13 protein-coding genes are annotated in these 18,242 nt (G+C 66.6%); 10 read left to right on the forward strand and 3 right to left on the reverse strand.

The genetic code is table 11. From position 1 onward, the window contains the following. Positions 1–3: 3 nt before the first annotated feature. The 5 genes from HWX55_RS14235 (at position 4) to tssJ (ending at position 8,388) form a co-directional block, all read left to right on the forward strand. Entirely contained in the window at positions 4–1,272 is a 1,269-nt protein-coding gene (locus HWX55_RS14235) for a hypothetical protein (RefSeq protein WP_244140571.1), read from the forward strand. Then, positions 1,269–4,802 carry an ImcF-related family protein gene (locus tag HWX55_RS14240; protein ID WP_175976135.1) on the forward strand — a complete coding sequence of 1,178 codons (3,534 nt, stop codon included), beginning with the start codon at positions 1,269–1,271 and terminating at the stop codon, positions 4,800–4,802. The genes HWX55_RS14235 and HWX55_RS14240 overlap by 4 nt, the downstream gene beginning before the upstream one ends. A gap of 16 nt (positions 4,803–4,818) precedes the next feature. Further along, a complete protein-coding gene (gene tssF / locus HWX55_RS14245; RefSeq protein ID WP_175976136.1) occupies positions 4,819–6,633 on the forward strand; it encodes a type VI secretion system baseplate subunit TssF in 1,815 nt (604 codons plus the stop codon). Positions 6,634–6,731: 98 nt separating this feature from the next. Then, positions 6,732–7,712 (forward strand): type VI secretion system baseplate subunit TssG, encoded by a 981-nt coding sequence (gene tssG, locus HWX55_RS14250; protein ID WP_175976188.1) that lies wholly within the window; start codon positions 6,732–6,734, stop codon positions 7,710–7,712. Between the two features lie 100 nt (positions 7,713–7,812). Beyond that, positions 7,813–8,388 carry a type VI secretion system lipoprotein TssJ gene (gene tssJ, locus HWX55_RS14255; RefSeq protein ID WP_244140572.1) on the forward strand — a complete coding sequence of 192 codons (576 nt, stop codon included), beginning with the start codon at positions 7,813–7,815 and terminating at the stop codon, positions 8,386–8,388. A gap of 249 nt (positions 8,389–8,637) precedes the next feature. Here the strand turns inward: tssJ and HWX55_RS14260 are convergent, their stop codons facing one another. Then, positions 8,638–10,263, reverse strand: coding sequence for a glycoside hydrolase family 32 protein (locus HWX55_RS14260; protein WP_175976138.1), 1,626 nt, complete (start codon positions 10,261–10,263; stop codon positions 8,638–8,640). A gap of 174 nt (positions 10,264–10,437) precedes the next feature. After that, complete coding sequence (locus tag HWX55_RS14265) at positions 10,438–12,021, reverse strand: glycoside hydrolase family 68 protein (RefSeq protein WP_175976139.1); 1,584 nt, start codon at positions 12,019–12,021, stop codon at positions 10,438–10,440. Between the two features lie 187 nt (positions 12,022–12,208). Here HWX55_RS14265 and HWX55_RS14270 point away from each other — a divergent pair, with 187 nt between their 5' ends. The 5 genes from HWX55_RS14270 to HWX55_RS14290 all read left to right on the forward strand — a co-directional run bounded on the left by HWX55_RS14270 (position 12,209) and on the right by HWX55_RS14290 (position 17,376). Then, complete coding sequence (locus HWX55_RS14270; protein WP_175976140.1) at positions 12,209–13,237, forward strand: substrate-binding domain-containing protein; 1,029 nt, start codon at positions 12,209–12,211, stop codon at positions 13,235–13,237. A gap of 373 nt (positions 13,238–13,610) precedes the next feature. After that, positions 13,611–14,297, forward strand: coding sequence for a type 1 glutamine amidotransferase domain-containing protein (locus HWX55_RS14275; RefSeq protein WP_175976141.1), 687 nt, complete (start codon positions 13,611–13,613; stop codon positions 14,295–14,297). 162 nt (positions 14,298–14,459) lie between these two features. Further along, positions 14,460–15,569, forward strand: coding sequence for an NADH:flavin oxidoreductase/NADH oxidase (locus tag HWX55_RS14280; RefSeq protein WP_175976142.1), 1,110 nt, complete (start codon positions 14,460–14,462; stop codon positions 15,567–15,569). A 137-nt stretch (positions 15,570–15,706) separates the two neighbouring features. Then, positions 15,707–16,777, forward strand: a complete 1,071-nt coding sequence (locus HWX55_RS14285; RefSeq protein WP_175976143.1) for an AI-2E family transporter — start codon at positions 15,707–15,709, stop codon at positions 16,775–16,777. A 224-nt stretch (positions 16,778–17,001) separates the two neighbouring features. After that, entirely contained in the window at positions 17,002–17,376 is a 375-nt protein-coding gene (locus HWX55_RS14290; protein ID WP_089489329.1) for a hypothetical protein, read from the forward strand. Positions 17,377–17,415: 39 nt separating this feature from the next. Here HWX55_RS14290 and HWX55_RS14295 read toward each other — a convergent pair whose 3' ends face one another. Then, positions 17,416–18,210, reverse strand: a complete 795-nt coding sequence (locus HWX55_RS14295; protein ID WP_089492303.1) for an SDR family oxidoreductase — start codon at positions 18,208–18,210, stop codon at positions 17,416–17,418. Positions 18,211–18,242 lie beyond the last annotated feature (32 nt).

The following is an 18,242-nucleotide window of genomic DNA, read 5'->3' on the forward strand; positions in this document are numbered from 1 at the left end:
GCGATGCCGGTGATTCTCCCGACACGGCCGCAGCGTCCGCCACCCAGACCTCCCCGAGCCGCTGTCTGGCTGGTGGTGTGCGCGTGCGTTATCGCGGGCGCCGCCGCGTACACGCTCGTTACTTGGCCGAAGGCTGTTCCTGCCGGCACCGTCTGGTTCTGGATCCGCGTACTGGGCTTTCCCGTGCTTGCTTGCGCGATTGCGTATGGTTTTCGGTTGCTGTATTTCGAGCGCGAAAGAGAGCGTCAAGATGCCGAACACGAACAGTGGCGAGAGGATTGCGCAGAAGCAACCCAATTCGCTCAGGAGCCGGTCGCGTTGCTTGCGTCGGGCTATCTGTGCTCGCTCGGCAGCGTCGATGTCGCGGGCGCCATGGCCAACGGCGTCCGGCCACTTGAGTCGGCCGTGCTGGCAGCCGGCGGGGAGGCGCTCCGCCATACGGCATTGCGTCTGATCGACGATGCCGCGCTTGCCGCTCGCTACGCATCCTGCTTCCGCGAGTTGCTGGCCATGATCGACGATGCACTCGATGGGCTGCCACAGGCATTGCGGTTCGAGATCTTACTGGACTGCCCGACGAATATCGAAGCTGACGCATTCCGCGACATCTGGCAACGATGCTGGGCGCTGGCGGGACATCGGGCCGCCGACGCGTTCGTGCTTGCACATGATGAAGGCGTGATGGCGGTCGATGCATGGCTCGATGCTTATGGCGGGCCGGCACTCGAGAAATACACGCTGTTTGTGGCCGCCCAGCTATACGACAAGCCGCACGCGGGCAGCGCGGAAGCGGCGGTCGCGTTGCTGTTCGGCTGGACGCAGATGGCACAACGCAACGGGGCGCCAATACACGCGTTGATGCATCGGCCGGTGGAAAGATCGAGTGATGCAGTGCTCGATGTATTGCGCACAGGCGTCCAGTGGGGGCACGCGAAGCCCGAACAGGTGAAGGATGTGTGGCAAACCGGGCTCTCATCGGCCGACAAGCCGGCGTTGCTCATGGCGGCGTCCGAACTGGAGCTCGGCGCGTCCAATACCGACGATCTGTCCGGGTTTCACGATATCGATCTGGCGATCGGGCACGCAGGGGTTGCCGCTGCGTGGCTCGCCATCGCACTGGCAGCGGAGCATGCCGTTCAGTCGGGAACGGCGCAGGCCATCGCGACACGCGGCCGCGAGCTCCGTGTCGCGGTCGTTCAGCCCCCACCCGTCCGCGGAGACGGGCACACGCAGGCACCGACGGAAAACGAGAACGAAGGTATTGACGCATGAGCAGCAAGAAGATGTCGGGGTACTGGATCGTGATCGGTGCGCTCACCGTGATCGCGGGCATCGTGGCGTACTACATGGGAGAGACGGTCCATCCGTCACCCTTGGTGCGTATGCTGGCGGTTGCGCTCGTGGGTGCGCTCCTGCTCGCGATGGAAGGGCTGGTTCGCGGCGCATGGCGGTGGACGGCACGGACCGCAGGCACGAAACAGCGAAGCCGGTATGAGCGCGATCCTGCGGCCCGTGTCGGCGCGCCGGAAGCCGCGGTCGGTCCGGTAACCGGAAACTGGGCGACGGATCTGAAGGTGGCGCTGCGGCATCGATACGGCTGGCGCTGGCGTTACCGCTTGCCCTGGTTATTACTAGCGGCAACCGATTCGACGATTGGCCGGTTGTCGCCGGAACTGGCTGCGCGCGGGTGGATGATCACGAGCGACGCGGTGTTGTTGTGGGGGCGACAAGGGTCGGACGGCCGGCAGGACGACGTGTGGTTGCGTCGAATCCGCCGCATGCGCTGCCGTCGCCCCGTCGATGCAATCGTGCTGACGGTGAACGACACGACCTTGTCGCAGGAGGGCGCACGCGGCGGGAATGACTGGGCGGTTCACCTCGCACGCGTCACTCGGCTTCTGCGCTGGTCCGCGCCGGTCTACGTGCTCGATCTCGCCGGCGAAGATTCCGTTCACCACGCCGATACGCCCGTCACCGGCTGCGAATTCGCCAATTCGACGGATGCATCCGCCATCGAGGCCGCGCTGCTCGAGTTGCGCGATCGGCTCGCCGATATCAGCGTCGGACAACTGGCGCGCCATGGCGACGATCGCCACTTGTCGGACCTGTCGGCCCGGCTCGATATGCGTAGCGGGCCGCTGGCGCGCTGGATCGTGAACCTGTCGGACTGGCAACGTCGCCCGCAGCCGGTAGTCGGGGCGTTTTTCGCGCCTTGGCCGGCTCCCGGCACCGAAGGCGCCGGATCGCCGCTGTGGCGCTATCTTCGCGATGCCGCCGCGCGTCGGCCGGGGCGCCGCACCGGAGCGCATCCGATTGCGATACTGTCGACGCTTGCAATGGCGATCGTTGGTTTGTGGGGCGCGGGGATGCTGATGTCCGGCTTGACGAACGCGCGTGAGCTCGCGCTCACGAACGATGCGCTACGTACGCTCGAGCGTGCCGCCGACGCGTCCGCTCGCCTGCGAGCGCTGCTCGCATTGCAGCAACGCATTGAGTTTTACGAGGCGCGGATAGAACATCCGAGGCTTTTTTCCCGCTTCGGCCTGAATCACGATCAGGACGTGCTCGCCGCACTATGGACACGCTACCCGCGCGAAGCGCGTCCCCAGCTCATTGCGCCCGTGCAGCAGAACATCGAAGCCCAACTGGTCGATCTGGCCCAGATGCCCGCCACGGCGCTCGACGATCAGGCCGGCCATCTTGCGCGCGCCGGCCATGCCGCGCTCAAGGCGTACTTGATGTTGGCCGAGCCGACGCGGGCGGATGCCGCTTTCCTGACGCCGCAGCTCGCCCGATACTGGAGCGGCGGCGCAGGACTTTCCGCAGGCGAAAAACTCGATCTGTCGCAGCGGCTGCTGTCGTTCTATGCGCAGCACTTGAGCGCGCATCCTGATTGGCGTATCGCGCCGCGCGACGACCTCGTCGGTGGTGCCCGCCAGACATTGCTCGCCGTGATCGGCGTTCGGAACTCGGACGATACGATCTACCAGGAGATTCTCGGCTCGGTCGGGCACAAATACCCCGACCAGACACTCGCTTCGCTGACGGCGGGAACCGATACCCGTGGATTGCTGCGGACGTCGGCGAGCGTGCCCGGCGCGTTTACGCGCCAGGCATGGGACGGCTCGATCGAGGCATCGATCGACGCGATGGCCAAGCGCAACGGCGTGACGGCGGACTGGGTGCTCGGAACGGGCGGGGCCCATTCCGACGCGCTGGCGACGACGCCCGACGCGTTGCGAGCCGCGCTGCGCGCACGCTACTTCGCGGGCTACGCGGAACATTGGCAGACCTTCATGAACGGCATCGTGTGCGAGCCGGCACGGACGCTGCCGGCGGCCATCGCTCAGTTGAAGGTGATCGCGGATGCCCGGCAGTCGCCGGTGATCGCACTGATGAAATCGCTCGAATACCACGGAGGCGCCGGTGCCGTGCGGACGTCGCTGTCCGACACGCTGGTGACCAAGGCGCAGAGCATCCTCGCCAGCAAGGACGACGCGCCGCAGGTGGCAAGCCCCGATCCGGCCGGCCCGTTGGGGGCATCGTTCGGGCCGGTACTGCGCTTGGTCGCTGCCGGCGGCGCCGCGGGCGCCGGCGCAATCGGAGATCTGAGCCTGCAGCGCTTTACCGAGCGCCTCACGATGCTGCGCCTGAAACTGCAGCAGATTGCGGACAGCCCCGATGCCGACGGCGAAGCCCGGCAGGTCGCACAGGCGCTCTTTCAAGGCAGGAGCTCGGAACTTGCCGATACGCTCGCCTACGCTCAACTCGTTGCCGCGAGCCTTGGCGAGCAGTGGGCCGGGATGGGCCAGACGCTGTTCGTGCGGCCGGTCGCGCAAGCCGCACAAGCGGTTCTCGAACCGGCGCAGGCGAGTCTGAACGACGCGTGGCGACAGACGATCGTCGCGACCTGGAACCGGTCGTTTGCCGGCCGCTATCCGTTCGCGAACACCCTCAACGACGCGTCGCTGCCCGAGCTGGCGCGCTTCCTGCGTCCGCAAGGCGGACTCATCGGTTCATTCCTTGCGACCCAGCTCGCCGGCGTGCTGACGCTGCAAGGCGATCAGTGGGTGCCGGCATCGACCGGCTCGGGCGCGAGCAGCGCGGCCCGCACGATCGATCCCGGTTTCCTCGACGCCGTCAACCGGTTGCAGCGGATCGCCGCTCACCTGCTCGCGCAAGGCGAGCCCAGGTATGCGTTCGATCTGAAGCCCGTTCCCGCGTCCGGCGTGATCGATACGCGCCTGACCGTCGATGGCCAGGTTCTTCACTACTACAACCAGCAGGAAACATGGCAGACGTTCACGTGGCCGTCGAGCGAGCCGCAGAAAGCGGGTACCCGGCTCGAGTGGCAAACCGAGCGCTCCGGTACGAACCTGAATCTGGAATTCAACGGACGTTGGGCGCTGGTGCGCATGCTGGAACGGGCGCAGGTAACGCCGGTCGATACCGCCACTTATCAACTTACCTGGCAGGCTGCGGTGCCGTCGACGCCGAAAACCAGGGCAGCCGGCGTGCAGGCGGACGATGACGCCGCGTTGACGACGCACGGGCCGTTGACGCCGGCGCCGTCATCGCTCACATATCCGCTGACCTATCTGATGCGCACGGATGTAGGCAAGGGGCCGCTCGAGTTGCTGTCGCTTCGCGGGTTCGCCTTGCCGTCGCGCATTTTCGCGTCTCGACCGTCCACCCCTCGCGCGGGTGGGGCTGCCTCGCAGCCGTCGCCCCTGCCACCCGGTGCGGTCGCGGCAGCTCGCCATGCGTCGGTGCCCATCCCGGGCGGGCCGATACCGGAATGACACAACAGGACACAGAATGACGAATCCCATCAAGGACAACGAGATCCTGCGCTATTACGAGGCCGAGATGCGCTATCTGCGCGAGGCTGGGCGCGAATTCGCCCACGCGTTCCCCGACCGGGCCCGCGAGTTGGGCATCGATCGTGGCGGAGACCGAGATCCTCACGTCGAGCGGTTGCTCGAGGGGTTTGCGTTCCTGATGGGGCGACTGCGCCACAAGCTCGACGACGAACTGCCCGAACTGACCGAGGGGCTCGTCAGCCTGCTCTGGCCGCACTATTTGCGAATGATTCCGTCTTTGTCGATTCTCGAACTCACGCCGGATACGGGCGTGCTGCAAAAGCACGAGACGCTTCCGGCCGGCCTCGAGGCGACATCCGGACCGATCGCGACGGGCGTGAGCGACGGAGCGCCTACCCATGTCGAATGCGTCTATCGCACCACGCAACCGGTCGACCTGTATCCGTTGGCGCTCACCGAGGCAGGGGCATGGGCGCGCGAGGACGGTCGCTCCGTCATCCGGTTTCGGCTCGCCATTCAGCAGCAGGCGCAACGCGATCGGTTACGTGTGCCACGCCTGCGCATGTATCTCGACGCCGATCGTCCCGTTGCCCTTGCGCTGCACGCGGCGCTCACGGGGAAACCGCTCGCGATGCATGTCCGGATCCCCGGATTCCCGGCGATTCGCCCCGGTGCGCCACTGGAGATGCCGGGGCTCCGGATGGAGGCGGCGGGTTTCGCGGGCGACGAACGCCTATGGCCGAAAGCAGACAACGCATTCGGCGGCTATCAGTTGCTCCTCGAATATTTGACGTTCCCCGAGAAGTTCATGTTCGTCGACCTGCTCGGGCTCGACTTCCAGGCAATTCCCGATTCCGCTCCATACGTCGACGTCGAGATCGTGCTGGCGAAGCCATGGCAGGACAACATGCGCTTCGCCGCGGAGAACGTGCGGTTGTACTGCACGCCGATCATCAACCTGTTTCCCGTTGAGGCCGATCCAATCAAGGTCACGCAGTTCGAGACCGAATATCGGGTCCGCGCACGCGAGCAGCATGGGCCGCTGGTGGACATCTACTCGGTCGATGCGGTGCACGGCATCGAGCGCGGCCGGCGCTTCGAATATGTGCCGTTCGCAGCCTTCCGTCACCGCGGCGGGATGCTCCGCCACACGATGCCGGAACGTTATTTCCACGCGCACGTGCGGCGCGCGCCGTCCGGACGTTTCGATACCTGCGTGGTGCTCGGCGGCCATGCATGGGACACCGAGAGCACATTGCCTCGCGAGACGTTGTCGCTTTCGGTGACCGGCACCAACGGGATGCTGCCGCGCAAGGCGTTGCGGGACGCCAGCATCACGCGCATGCGGGCGGGTTTCATGAACGTTGCTTCCGTGCGCAATCTGACTGCGCCGACGTTACCGGTGTACCCGCCGACGGGAGACCGTTTCCAGTGGCGCGTACTGTCGCATCTGGCGCCGAACTACCTGTCGCTGCTCGACGCGGAGATTCTGCGCGGCTCGCTTGCCCTGTACGACTGGACCGACGGTGAACTGAATCGCCGCCGCATCGAGGCAATCGCCGACGTGCGGCACCGGCCGCTGCAAAAGCTCGTGAAGGGAGGCTTGATGCGCGGTGTCGAAATCGCCGTGACGATCGACAGTTCGCACTTTGCCGGCGAGGGCGATCTCGAATTGTTCGGCGCCGTGCTCAATCGTTTTCTCGGCTTGTATGCCACGGTGAATCTCTACACCAGGCTCGTGATCGTGGCTCAGCCGACCGGCAAGCGCCTCGAATGGCCGGATACCAAGGGCGACGGAGCGCCGTTTTGAGCCGCTCCGCGAAACTGTCCGAGCGCAGCCTGACGATGCTGCCGCCGCATCCGGCCGATCGGACGCTGTTGCCGGTGCTGCTCGAACATGCGCACCGCATGAACTTCCATCGCTTCTGCGCGTTGATCGAGCTGGCGGCACCGGAGGCTGCGCCGCTGGGGACGACCGATTCGCCTGCGACGGATCCCATCCGTTTCCGGTCCCGTGCCCAATTGGGATTCCCGGCACGCGAGATCGATACGGTGGAATTCGATATCGCCGATTCGGTCGGACTGCCAACCGTACGCACGACGTTTCTCGGCCTGTACGGGGTCGATGCCCGCATGCCGGCGTATTTCGTCGACGAGATTGCACAGAATCGCGACGGTGCCGAGTCGTTGTCCGCGTTTCTGGATCTGTTTCATCATCGGATTGCCACGCAGTTCTATCGCATTTGGCGCAAATACCGGTATCCGACAGGCTTTCGGCCGGATGGTTTCGATACGGTATCGCAGGGCGTGCTCAGTTTCGTCGGCTTCGGGTTCCGGTCTCCGTACACAGGTTCGCCGGCTGCCGGGCTGCCGGCCGGTATCGATGCCCGCACGCTGCTGTCGATGCTCGGGCTGGCAGCCCAGAAGACGCGCACCGCGGAAGGACTCGTCGGCGTGCTGAACCATGCCGTTACGGATGCGACGGTTGCGGTCGATGAGTTTTATCCGGTGTGGCGTGCCATCGACGATTTCGAACCGGCCGCGCTTGGCGAACACTGTGTACTCGGGCGCGGATTCTACGATCGGGCGAACACGCTGAGAATCGCCATCACTCCGCATACACGTGGCGCGGTGGCGGCGCTCATGCCGGGACAGCCGGCATACCACCGGATTTCGGCGCTGCTGCGCTTCTACCTGGGCTATGAGAGCGAAGCGCTGCTGGAGATGCAGGTGCACCCAGACCTGATGCCCGAGCCTGTGCTGGCGCGCGGTCAGGCAAGGTTGGGACTGACCACGCAACTCGGCTCTCCGCCGAACGGACAACATGAACGCACGCGCGCGACATGGGTGCAACTGGGCCGTTGGGGCGGTGCAGCGTTCGCCGCGTAAGCTCGATACACCATTCAGCAGGACACGGAACATGGGCATGCAGCAGAACACCTTCCGCGCGGCTGCGCCGCGGCGAAGCCTGATTGCGACAGCGGTCGTCATGGGCGCGCTCGCAACCGCCGGTTGCGGCGTCGGACAAGCTGTCAAGGACAGCACCGTGAATGCGGCGAAATGGGTTTTCACGACGCAGGTAAAGACGATGAACGTGGACCTCGTCGCCCGATCGTCATTGAACCAGAATGCGGCCGAGCAGCCGTTGTCGACGGTCGTGAGGTTCTACCAATTGAAGGATGCACGGACCTTCGGGCAACTCGACTACACCCGACTGCAGACGGATGACCTGGACGCGCTGAAAGCGGACCTGCTCGCCACCAAGGACGTCGTGCTGCGACCCGGCGCGAGCGTCAGCGTGAGCGAGCCGATGGATCCGGGAGCCGAGATGGTCGGCGTCGTCGCGTTTTTCCGAGAGCCTGGCGGCGGCGCGGTCTGGAAGCTGATCGTGCCCAAGAAACAATGGAAGAAGACCGACCCCGTGAAGATCGAGGTGCGCAACAATACATTGATCCTCACCGATGCCACAGGGCAGCCGGTTACTCGATCCGCTCCTCGGCAGAGTACGCCGATCCCGCCTGCGCCCAAGCAGAAGGCCGTCAGCGCGACCGGACACACTGGATGAAGGCCGGAGCGGTCGTGATATCTCCGAATTAGGGAATCGAGTTTATTCCGACGACCGTGCGCACACGCGAGCGAGAGCAGAGTCGCATGCGTGAATGCCGCTCACCGCCAAGTCGCCTTAATCCTCGATGTCGCGTATCCGATAATCGGAGCCGTTCCGGGGTCTCGCCGTACGATGCATTGGGGCTCGATTCGGGCTGCATGCGGGCACGTCTCGATCGGACGAAAAAATTCGCATTGGCGCATGCGTCTATTGCGACGCGCAGGCTCCCCGCGCATCGAGTTGCGTCACCGTCAACCCCGAGAACGTCGCGCGTCCCTGCTCGGCGAACACGGCCACGCGATCCGCTTCGAGCGGCGGAAAGACCAGGTCCGTCAGCGCGACGCGGCCGCCGTTCGCGAACACTTCGACCGAGCCGCGATCGACGACGATTTCGAGTCGCAGTTGCCCGCGTTCGAGCGGCAGATCGACGATATGCTCGCGGCTGAACGTGCCGGCGAAATTCGCTTCGCCGGATCGCGAGCGGTCGAGCGTCAGCGTGCGCTTCGCGGTGTCGTACACGATCCGGGTGCCGATCGACCCGTCGGCCGAACGCCGCACGATCAGCCCCGCGCGCGCGGCACGCTGCGGCGAGAGCGTCACCGTGATGCGCTGGACGACGCCGCGCGTGGCGGCCGACAGCGGTCGGGTAGCGGAATCGACCGTGACGTCGCCTTCATGCACGGCCGGCCGGCCATCGGCCCATGTGTCGAACGCGGCGGCGGGCGCGACGATGAGGGTCGGCTCGCTGTCGATCGCCCTCAGCGACAGTTCGCGCGGCAGCGTGGTCGCGCCGCGCCACGGGGTGGTCGGCACTTTTGCCGCGTAATCCCAGTTGCTCATCCAGGCGACCGCGACCGGCCGGGTGCCGGGTGCGCCGGAGAACGTGCCGGCCGCGTAGAAGTCGGCGCCGTGATCGACCCAGCGGAATTGCGCGGGATCGGAGCCGGCGGGCGCGACGCGGTCGGGCGTGAACGTGCGGCCGTCGAAATCGCCGACGAAATACATAGCCCCGGAACCGCCGGCGATCGACCACGGATTCACGTTGACGATCATCACCCACTTGATTCGCTTCGGATCGCCGTCGAGCGGCAACGGTATGAGGTCCGGCATTTCCCACAGCGCGCCCGCATGCGGCACGTCCGGCAGCGTGAAATCGCTGAGGAACGACCAGTGGATCAGGTCGTCGGAACGATAGAGCTTCACGACGTGCGCATCGGCGACGACCGTCGTCATCAACCAGTAGCCGCCCGCTGCATACCACGACACTTTCGGGTCACGAAATTGCTTCGATTCCGGATCGAGCGTCAGCACCGGGTTGTGCGCATACGGCTGCCAGGTCGTGCCCTGATCGAGGCTGTACGCGAGCGACTGCGCCTGTATGCCCGGTGCGTGACCCGAGCCGGGCTTGTAGACGCTCGTATAGAGCGCGACGAGCGGCGTGTGGCCCGGTGTGCCGAGGCCGGACGTGTTCAGCGTATCGGCGACGATCGAGCCGGAGAAGATTTCCTCGGTGGCGTTCGCGCGCATCGCGACCGGCTGCTCGCGCCAGTGAACGAGATCGGTGCTGGTCGCGTGGCCCCACGACATGTTGCCCCAGTCGTTGCCGAGCGGGTTGTACTGATAGAACAGGTGATAGCGGCCGTTCGCGTAGACGAGCCCGTTCGGGTCGTTCATCCAGTTGCGCTGCGGCGTGTAGTGGACGGCGGGCCGCCATTGCGGCGTGCCGTTGTCGGCCGGCGTGTGGCAGGGCGCGGCGACGGCCTGCGTGCAGGCCATGCAGGCGAGCAGCAGCCGGATGAGGCGGACGGAAAAGCGGAAAGACGTCGATTTCATGCGGTGCCGGAGGCGCTTCGTCGGACGAAGCGGGAAAGGAGGGCGCAGGCCGCCTGCAACGACGGCATGCGCAACGGTCGAAAGAAAAGTCGAAAAAAAGCGGAGGCGCGCACGCGACACGCGCGATACGCGCCTCCTGAACCTCGTGCCTTTATCGACGACGGTTATTGTTGGTTAATTGGCCTGGGCGTTGCCGTCGTTGTGGCCGGCCCCGGTCGCCGGCAGGTTCGACGGGATGTCGCCGTAGCCGCCGAGGCCGCTGCGTCCATACGTGCGGTCGACCGCCGTCGACGTGCCGTTGATGTTCACCTTCACCGTCGGCGCGAGCGTGCCGCCGCGGCGCGGACCGATCGCGTCGATGAACGACTCGACGAGCCCGCCCGGCATCACGTAGTGCGAATACGACTGGAATTCGCGCGGGTTCTGGTTCGGGTCCTGCGAATACGGTGCGCCGGCCGGTGCGGAGAAGTCGGTCGGATTGCCGAGCACGAGGCCGCTGCCGCCGTTCAGCGGCAGGTAATCGCTGCGGATGCCGTTGCCGACGAAGCCGTACACGCCGTCCGGGCCGTCGACGCCGGCCGCCATCGTCGTGCGGTGGCTGATCGTGAACAGGTAGTACTTGCCGTCCTTCAGGTAGATCTGCGGGCGCTCGGTCTGGTCGTCGACGCAGTTCGCCGACAGGATCGGCGGCAGGAACTTCCACTCGGTCAGTTGCGGGTTCGTCGCGACCGCGAGGCCGACGTTGGCCTTTTGATACACTGCGCCCGAATTCATCACCGCGTTGAGATCTTCGCGGTTCGGATCGTTCGGCGCATAGCCGAGATCGGCCTCGGTGCAGGTGCGTGCGCCGCGCGGGCCGCCGGTGTTGCCTTCGAACACCATGTAGGTCTTGCCCGGATGCGCGGGGTCGGTGAACACGAACGGATCGCGGAACGAGAAGTAGGTGTTCTGCTGGCCGGTCTGGTAGTAGTTGCCGTCCGGCTGCAGCAGCGCCTTGTGGTCGCCGAAGCCGGTGAACCACACGTGCTTGTCGTCGGCGTGGATGTTGCCGTCGGCGCGCGTGATGATCGCCTGCGGCGGCGTGATGTCGGCGCCGCCGGGGGCCGAGCGGTTGAACGACGTCGCGGTGTAGTAGAGGCTGACGTTGCTGCCGTTCGTGAGGCGCGCGGAGCCCGACCATTCGGCGTTGTTGGTCATCGGCGCGGTGCCGAACACCCGGGCGCTCGCGCCGTCCGGGAACAGGTGGCCGCCCCAGGTCCAGCCGCCGTTCGCGGGGCGCTGCGACGCGGGGATGCCGGCGCGGCGATAGAAGAAGCCGATGCGGGCGTGGACGTGACGGTCGTCGAACGTGTAGCCTGCGTGCGGATCGGCGGTGAGCGAGAAGATCACCTCCCAGCCCTTGTAGCTGAGCTGGTTCGCGCGCAGGTCGGCCAGCGGCCACGTGTCCCACACCCACACGTTCGAGTTGATCAGCGGGAAATCCTGCGGGATGTCCGGCATCGTCAGCGCTTGCGGTAGCGAGTTCTTGTCGGCGCCGGCGGTGTGCGATTGCGCGACGATCTGGCGGATGTCCGCGCGCGTCCAGCGCATCGTGAAGTTGCCTTCGGGATCGTAGGCTTGCTGCGTATGGGGCGTGGGCACGGGCGCGCCCGTGCCGCCGGACTGCGCGTGCGCGACGGACGCGAAGGCGGCAAGTGCGCCGCCAGCGAGCAGCAAACGTTTGGCCGCGATCGGGCGGAAAAGGGGAAAGTATGTCATCTCGTCGTTGTTTCCTTGGCAGGTGAAAATGAACGGCTGAGTGGGCATCGATGTCCAAACCGGTTTGGATGCTATTTCAAACCGGTTTGGAACGCAAAAGATATTTATTTGACGGTAATCGTTACCAACAGGAAATAATTACCCGGCCGGCGTGTCGCGGACGTCGAGCGGCCGGGCGGATCGGCGAATGCGAGGAATGACGGTGAAGGTGAATCTGAAGGCGCTGTCGGACGCGCTGGGTCTGTCGCGGACGACGGTCAGCCGCGCGTTGAACGGTTACGACGACGTTAGCGAGGCGACGCGCGAGCGCGTGGCGAAGGCCGCGCGGGAAATGGGCTACGTGGCCGATCCGACCGCGCGCCGGCTGGCGACCGGCCGGGCCGACATGATCGGCATCGTCTATCCGTTCGGCGCCGGCGATCTCGGCGATCCGCGTTTCGGCGAGGTCGTCGCGGGCATCACCGAGCGGCTCGCCGAGCGCAATCTCGATTTCATCATCGCGTCGGCGCGACCGAACGCGGAACTGGACACCTATCGGCGCATCGTCGACGGCAAGCTCGTCGATGGGCTGATCGTCGCGCGCACGCGGGTCGACGATCCGCGTCTCGCGTACCTGCAAGCGAGCGCGTTTCCGTATGTCGCGTACGGCCGCACGCAGGCGGCCGGCCCGTATGCGTGGTTCGACTTCGACAACGAAGCGGGCGCGCGCGACGCGGCGCGCCGGCTGATCGGCTTCGGGCATCGGCGCATCGCGATGATCAGTGCGCCGCTCGAGCTGAATTTCGCCGCGCAACGGCGGGCCGGTTATCTGTCGGCATTGCGCGAAGCCGGTATCGCGGCCGATCCGGCGCTGCTCGTCGAGTGCGCGTTTACGCACGACGGCGGGCAGCAGGCGGCGCGGGCTTTACTCGCGCGCGCCGAGCCGCCGACCGCGCTGCTGGTCGACAACAACATCGCGGGCGGCGGCGCGTTTCGCGCGCTGGTGGACAGCGGGTTGCGCCTGGGCGCCGATATGTCGCTGATCGTCTACGACGGCGTGCCGCCCGATATCGCGCACCCGTATCGTGTCACGGCGGTCGTGCAGCCGACCGGGTACGCCTCGGGCCGCGCGCTGGCGGAGCTGATGCTGCGGCTGCTGGACGACGGCGTGCGCGATCACCGGCTCGAAGCGCCAGTCATCGAAGCGGGGGACACGGACGGGCCTGTGCGCGGGTAGCCGTCGGGAGCCGGCGCGGCGGCAGCGGCCGGCTACTGCGGGCAAACGGCGAAGGGCGGCGACGGCGATGCCGGACTCCGACGCCGTCGAAAAGGCCATGACGACGGCAGGGGCGAATACGCGTTCGTCTAGACGACCGGTCTAATTCGCGGCTATCATCCGTCCTGGTGAATGCGGCGACGTCCCCGGCAGCTTCATGCCGCGAGACGCCGTCGTTTTATTTCGGCCGCTTCTAGACGACTGGTCTAATAGGCATATATCGCATGCGAATGAATGAATCGCACGTTGCCGCCCGCGGGCGGACTAACCGACAGGCGCGCCGCGTCGACGTGCGGCCCCGTTCCACCGTCCATTTTCGAAGGAGTGTCCGATCATGAAGATTCTGGTTGTCCTGACCTCGCACGACACGCTCGGCGACACCGGCAAGAAAACCGGCTTCTGGCTCGAGGAACTGGCCGCGCCGTACTACACGTTCAAGGATGCGGGCGTCGAGCTGACGCTCGCGTCGCCGAAGGGCGGCCAGCCGCCGCTCGACCCGAAGAGCAGCGACCCGACGGCTCAGACCGACGCGACGCGCCGCTTCGACGCCGATGCGGCGGCCCAGGCGGAACTCGCGTCGACGCACAAGCTGGCCGACGTGTCGGCGGACGACTACGACGCGGTGTTCTACCCGGGCGGCCATGGCCCGCTGTGGGATCTCGCCGAGGATCTGCATTCGATCGGCCTGATCGAGCGCACGTTCGCGGCCGGCAAGCCGGTCGCGGCGGTCTGCCATGCGCCGGGCGTGCTGCGCCACGTGAAGAACCCGCAGACCGGCGAGTCGGTCGTGCGCGGCAAGCGCGCGACGGGTTTCACCAATAGCGAGGAAGCGGCGGTCGAGCTGACCGAAGTCGTGCCGTTCCTCGTCGAGGACATGCTGAAGACCAACGGCGCGGAATTCGAGCGCAGCGCCGACTGGGCGCCGCATGTCGTCACCGACGGGCTGCTGATCACCGGGCAGAACCCCGCGTCGTCGGCGCCCGCGGCCGAGGCGCTGCTCGCGAAGCTCGGCCACCGCTAAGCACATGGCGCCGGCCCGGCCGGCGCCGCGTCCTCGCCGTCGCCGTCGCCGTCGCCGTCGCCGTCGCCGGGCGCAGCCTGCCCGCCGACGGCCCGCATCGTTGCGCCGTGCGCCCCGCACGACGCATTCCCCGTTTTGCAGGACCCAATCAAGGAGTCGTGGATGTCTGCCCTGTTCGAACCGTTCAAACTCAAGGATGTCACGCTGCGCAACCGCATCGCGGTGCCGCCGATGTGCCAGTACGTCGCCGAAGACGGCGTCGTCAACGACTGGCATCACGTGCATCTGGCCGGCATCGCGCGCGGCGGCGCGGGCCTCGTGATCGCGGAGGCGACGGCCGTGTCGCCGGAAGGCCGCATCACGCCGGGCTGCGCGGGGTTGTGGAACGACGCGCAGGCCGAAGCCTTCGCGCCGTCGGTCGCGGCGATCAAGGCGGCCGGCGCGGTGCCCGGCATCCAGATCGCGCACGCGGGCCGCAAGGCGAGCGCGAACCGCCCGTGGGAAGGCGACGACCATATCGCCGACGGCGATCCGCGCGGCTGGCAGACCATCGCGCCGTCGGCCGTGCCGTTCGGCGCGCACCTGCCGAAGGTGCCGCGCGAAATGACGCACGACGACATCGCCCGCGTGCAGGCCGACTTCGTCGCGTCCGCGCAGCGTGCGCGCGACCTCGGTTTCGAATGGCTGGAACTGCACTTCGCGCACGGCTATCTCGGCCAGAGCTTCTTCTCGGTGCATTCGAACCGGCGCACCGACGAATACGGCGGTTCGGCTGAAAACCGCGGCCGTTTCCTCGTCGACACGCTCGCGGCCGTTCGCAAGGTCTGGCCCGAGCATTTGCCGCTGACCGCGCGCCTCGGCGTGATCGAATACGACGGCCGCGACGAAGAGACGCTCGCCGAGTCGATCGCGCTCACGCAGCGGATGAAGCGGGAAGGGCTCGACATGCTGAGCGTGTCGGTCGGCTTCTCGACGCCCGACGCGCAGATTCCGTGGGGGCCGGCGTTCCTCGCGCCGGTCGCCGAACGCGTGCGCCGCGAGGCCGGCTTGCCGGTGTCGTCCGCGTGGGGAATCGATACGCCGCAACTGGCGAACCGCGTGGTGGCGCAGAAGCAGCTCGATCTCGTGATGGTCGGCCGCGCGCACCTGGCCGACCCGCACTGGCCGTACTACGCGGCCAAGCAGCTCGGCGTCGAGCGCCCGTCGTGGACGCTGCCCGCGCCGTACGCGCACTGGCTCGAGCGCTACCGGATCGCCGACAAGGTGGCCTGAGCGGCGCGCGTCGACGCGGCGTCGGGTGGTCTGCGTATCGATCGCGTGCCGCCGATCCGGCGCCGATGGATAGAATGGCGGTTCGTCCTGGCGATTGCCTGGGCGAGCCGCCATTTTTTCATTTCGACCGAGGTGCCATGGGCGCACATGTCCCGTCGTCTTCCGATTCCGCCGCGCGGCCGCGCGCGCAGCAGGTCGCCCGCATCGCGCTGTATGCGGCGCTGCTCGTGCTCGCGCTGTGGGTGATCCGCGACTTCCTTCCCGCCATCGCATGGGCGTGCGTGATCGCCATCGCGATGTGGCCGCTGCTGAAATGCGTCGAATCGCACCGACTGTTCCGCAATCGGCCGACGCTGATCGCGACCGTCATCACGGCGGCGATCTCGCTGCTCGTCGTACTGCCGGTGGCGGTCGCGACGACCCAGGCGATCGCGCAGGCGCACGATCTGCGCGAGTGGCTGCACACGATCCAGGACAACGGCATCCCGCTGCCGGACGTGATCAACCGGTTGCCGTACGGCGCCGCGCAGATCACCGAATGGTGGCAGGCCAATCTCGGCCATCCGCTGCATGCGGCCACCGCGATGCACGGCGTCAATAGCGAGAAATTCATCGCGTTCGGCCGGCAATTCGGCACGAAGCTCGCACACGTGCTGCTCGAATTCGGTTTCATGCTCGTCACGCTGTTCGTGATCCTGCGCGCCGGCCACAAGCTGTCGGGTGCGTTGCTGCAGGGCGCGCGGCGCGCGTTCGGGCGTAACGGCGCGGAACTGATCGAGCGCATGGTCGCGGCCGTGTACGGCACGGTGACGGGGCTCGTCGTCGTCGGGCTCGGCGAGGGCGCGCTGCTCGGCATCGCCTACGCGCTCGCGGGCGTGCCGCACGCGGCGCTGCTCGGGCTCGTCACGGCGGTCGCCGCGATGCTGCCGTTCTGCGCGCCGGTTGTGTTCTGCGGCGCGGCGCTCTGGCTGTTCGTGCAGGGGGCGACCATGTGGGCCGTCGTGATCGCGGCGCTCGGGTTTATCGTCGTATTCGTCGCCGAGCATTTCGTGCGGCCGGTGCTGATCGGCGGTTCGACGCGGCTGCCGTTCCTGCTTGTGCTGTTCGGCATCCTCGGCGGCGCCGAGACGTTCGGCCTGATCGGGCTGTTCGTCGGCCCCGCGCTGATGACGGTGCTGACGATGCTGTGGGCCGAATGGATCGCCTGATCGCGCATGCCATGCCGTTGCACCCGGTTCGATACGACGGTGCGGCGGTGCGGATGCGCGTGCGCGCGTCGGCTGCAACGATTGATGACGATTCAGCCGGCGCGAAGGCCCGCACACGCAGGGATTCGGATGAAGATCTCTATATTTCTTTTCGATCCGGACCCAAAGGTCGAGTAGCATGGGGTTTTCGATCACGCCGGTATGGCGCAGCAGATTTCCCGAGCATGCGATTGATTCCGATGGCCCGTCCCGCAGCGACGCTGTCCCTGGCCGCCAGCTGCCTGATGTTGCATGGCTGTGCGTGGTTCGACTCGTGGCTGCCGTTCTCGTATTCGCGCACGCCGCTTGCACGGGCCGCGTCGCGGCACGGCGCGACGCGCGCCGACGTCGTCCGCGTCGCCGGCAACCCGCGCAGCGTCTGGATGGTCCGTAACGGCGGCGGCGTCTGCTACAACTACTTCATCGAGCACGGCAACGATCACCGCGCGTACTTCGTCGTGTTCGACAAGGCCGGCGTCGTCACGCAGTCCGGCTTCGATACCTGCATGGACGCCGATCGCAAGGGCACGCTCCAGTCCGGCAAGCGCGCGTCGCGCTAGGACGGCGGCCACGCGCGGCGCGAGCGCGTCATCCGGCCGTCACGCTATCGTGTCGACCACGCCGCCGTCGACGCGCAACGCCGCGCCGGTCGTGGCCGACGCCTGCGGCGAGCATACGTACACGACAAGGTTGGCGACTTCCTCCGTGGTCGCCGGCCGCTGGATGATCGAACTCGCGCGTTCGCTGCGCACGAACTCCACCGCAATGTCGTCGATGCTGCGGCCCGTTTCGTCGGCCTGTGCCTTCAGCATCTCGCGCACGCCTTCCGACATCGTCGGGCCCGGCAGCACCGAATTGACGGTCACGCGGGTGCCGGCCGCGAGCTTCGCGAGGCCGCGCGCGATCGACAACTGCGCGGTTTTCGTGAACCCGTAATGAATCATGTCGACGGGAATGTTCAGGCCCGATTCCGACGAAATGAACACGATGCGCCCGGCATTGCGTTCGATCATCCCTTTCAGGTAATGCCGCGCGAGCCGCACGCCGGACATCACGTTGATCTGGAAAAAATGTTCCCATTCGGCGTCGTCGATGTCGAAGAACGCCTTCAGGCCGTAGATGCCCGCGTTGTTGACGAGAATGTCGGCGTTCGGCGTGTGCTGCGTGACGCGCGCGACGCCGGCCGCGTCGGACAGGTCGGCGGCGACGCCGTCGAAGCTTGCGCCGGGCACGGCGTCGCGCAGTTTCCCGAGCGCGGACTGCACCGACGCGTCGCTGCGGCCGTTGACGACGACGTGCGCGCCGGCGCGCGCGAGCCCTTCGGCGATCGCGAAGCCGATGCCGGCGGTGGAAGCGGTGACGACCGCGGTCTTGCCTTTCAGATCGATCTGCATGTGTGTACCGGTGGGAAGAGGAAGCGGAACCC

The sequence above is a fragment of the Burkholderia sp. BCC1047 genome, assembly GCF_902833155.1.
Classification (GTDB): domain Bacteria; phylum Pseudomonadota; class Gammaproteobacteria; order Burkholderiales; family Burkholderiaceae; genus Burkholderia; species Burkholderia sola.

Bases quoted from the DNA above. Each gene is read 5' to 3' on its own strand.
- HWX55_RS14260 (WP_175976138.1), bottom strand. From the start codon at position 10,263: ATGAAATCGACGTCTTTCCGCTTTTCCGTCCGCCTCATCCGGCTGCTG.
- HWX55_RS14235 (WP_244140571.1), top strand. From the start codon at position 4: ATGCCGGTGATTCTCCCGACACGGCCGCAGCGTCCGCCACCCAGACCT.
- HWX55_RS14265 (WP_175976139.1), bottom strand. From the start codon at position 12,021: ATGACATACTTTCCCCTTTTCCGCCCGATCGCGGCCAAACGTTTGCTG.
- HWX55_RS14270 (WP_175976140.1), top strand. From the start codon at position 12,209: ATGCGAGGAATGACGGTGAAGGTGAATCTGAAGGCGCTGTCGGACGCG.
- tssJ (WP_244140572.1), top strand. From the start codon at position 7,813: ATGGGCGCGCTCGCAACCGCCGGTTGCGGCGTCGGACAAGCTGTCAAG.
- HWX55_RS14275 (WP_175976141.1), top strand. From the start codon at position 13,611: ATGAAGATTCTGGTTGTCCTGACCTCGCACGACACGCTCGGCGACACC.
- HWX55_RS14240 (WP_175976135.1), top strand. From the start codon at position 1,269: ATGAGCAGCAAGAAGATGTCGGGGTACTGGATCGTGATCGGTGCGCTC.
- HWX55_RS14285 (WP_175976143.1), top strand. From the start codon at position 15,707: ATGGGCGCACATGTCCCGTCGTCTTCCGATTCCGCCGCGCGGCCGCGC.
- tssF (WP_175976136.1), top strand. From the start codon at position 4,819: ATGACGAATCCCATCAAGGACAACGAGATCCTGCGCTATTACGAGGCC.
- HWX55_RS14295 (WP_089492303.1), bottom strand. From the start codon at position 18,210: ATGCAGATCGATCTGAAAGGCAAGACCGCGGTCGTCACCGCTTCCACC.
- tssG (WP_175976188.1), top strand. From the start codon at position 6,732: ATGAACTTCCATCGCTTCTGCGCGTTGATCGAGCTGGCGGCACCGGAG.
- HWX55_RS14290 (WP_089489329.1), top strand. From the start codon at position 17,002: ATGCGATTGATTCCGATGGCCCGTCCCGCAGCGACGCTGTCCCTGGCC.
- HWX55_RS14280 (WP_175976142.1), top strand. From the start codon at position 14,460: ATGTCTGCCCTGTTCGAACCGTTCAAACTCAAGGATGTCACGCTGCGC.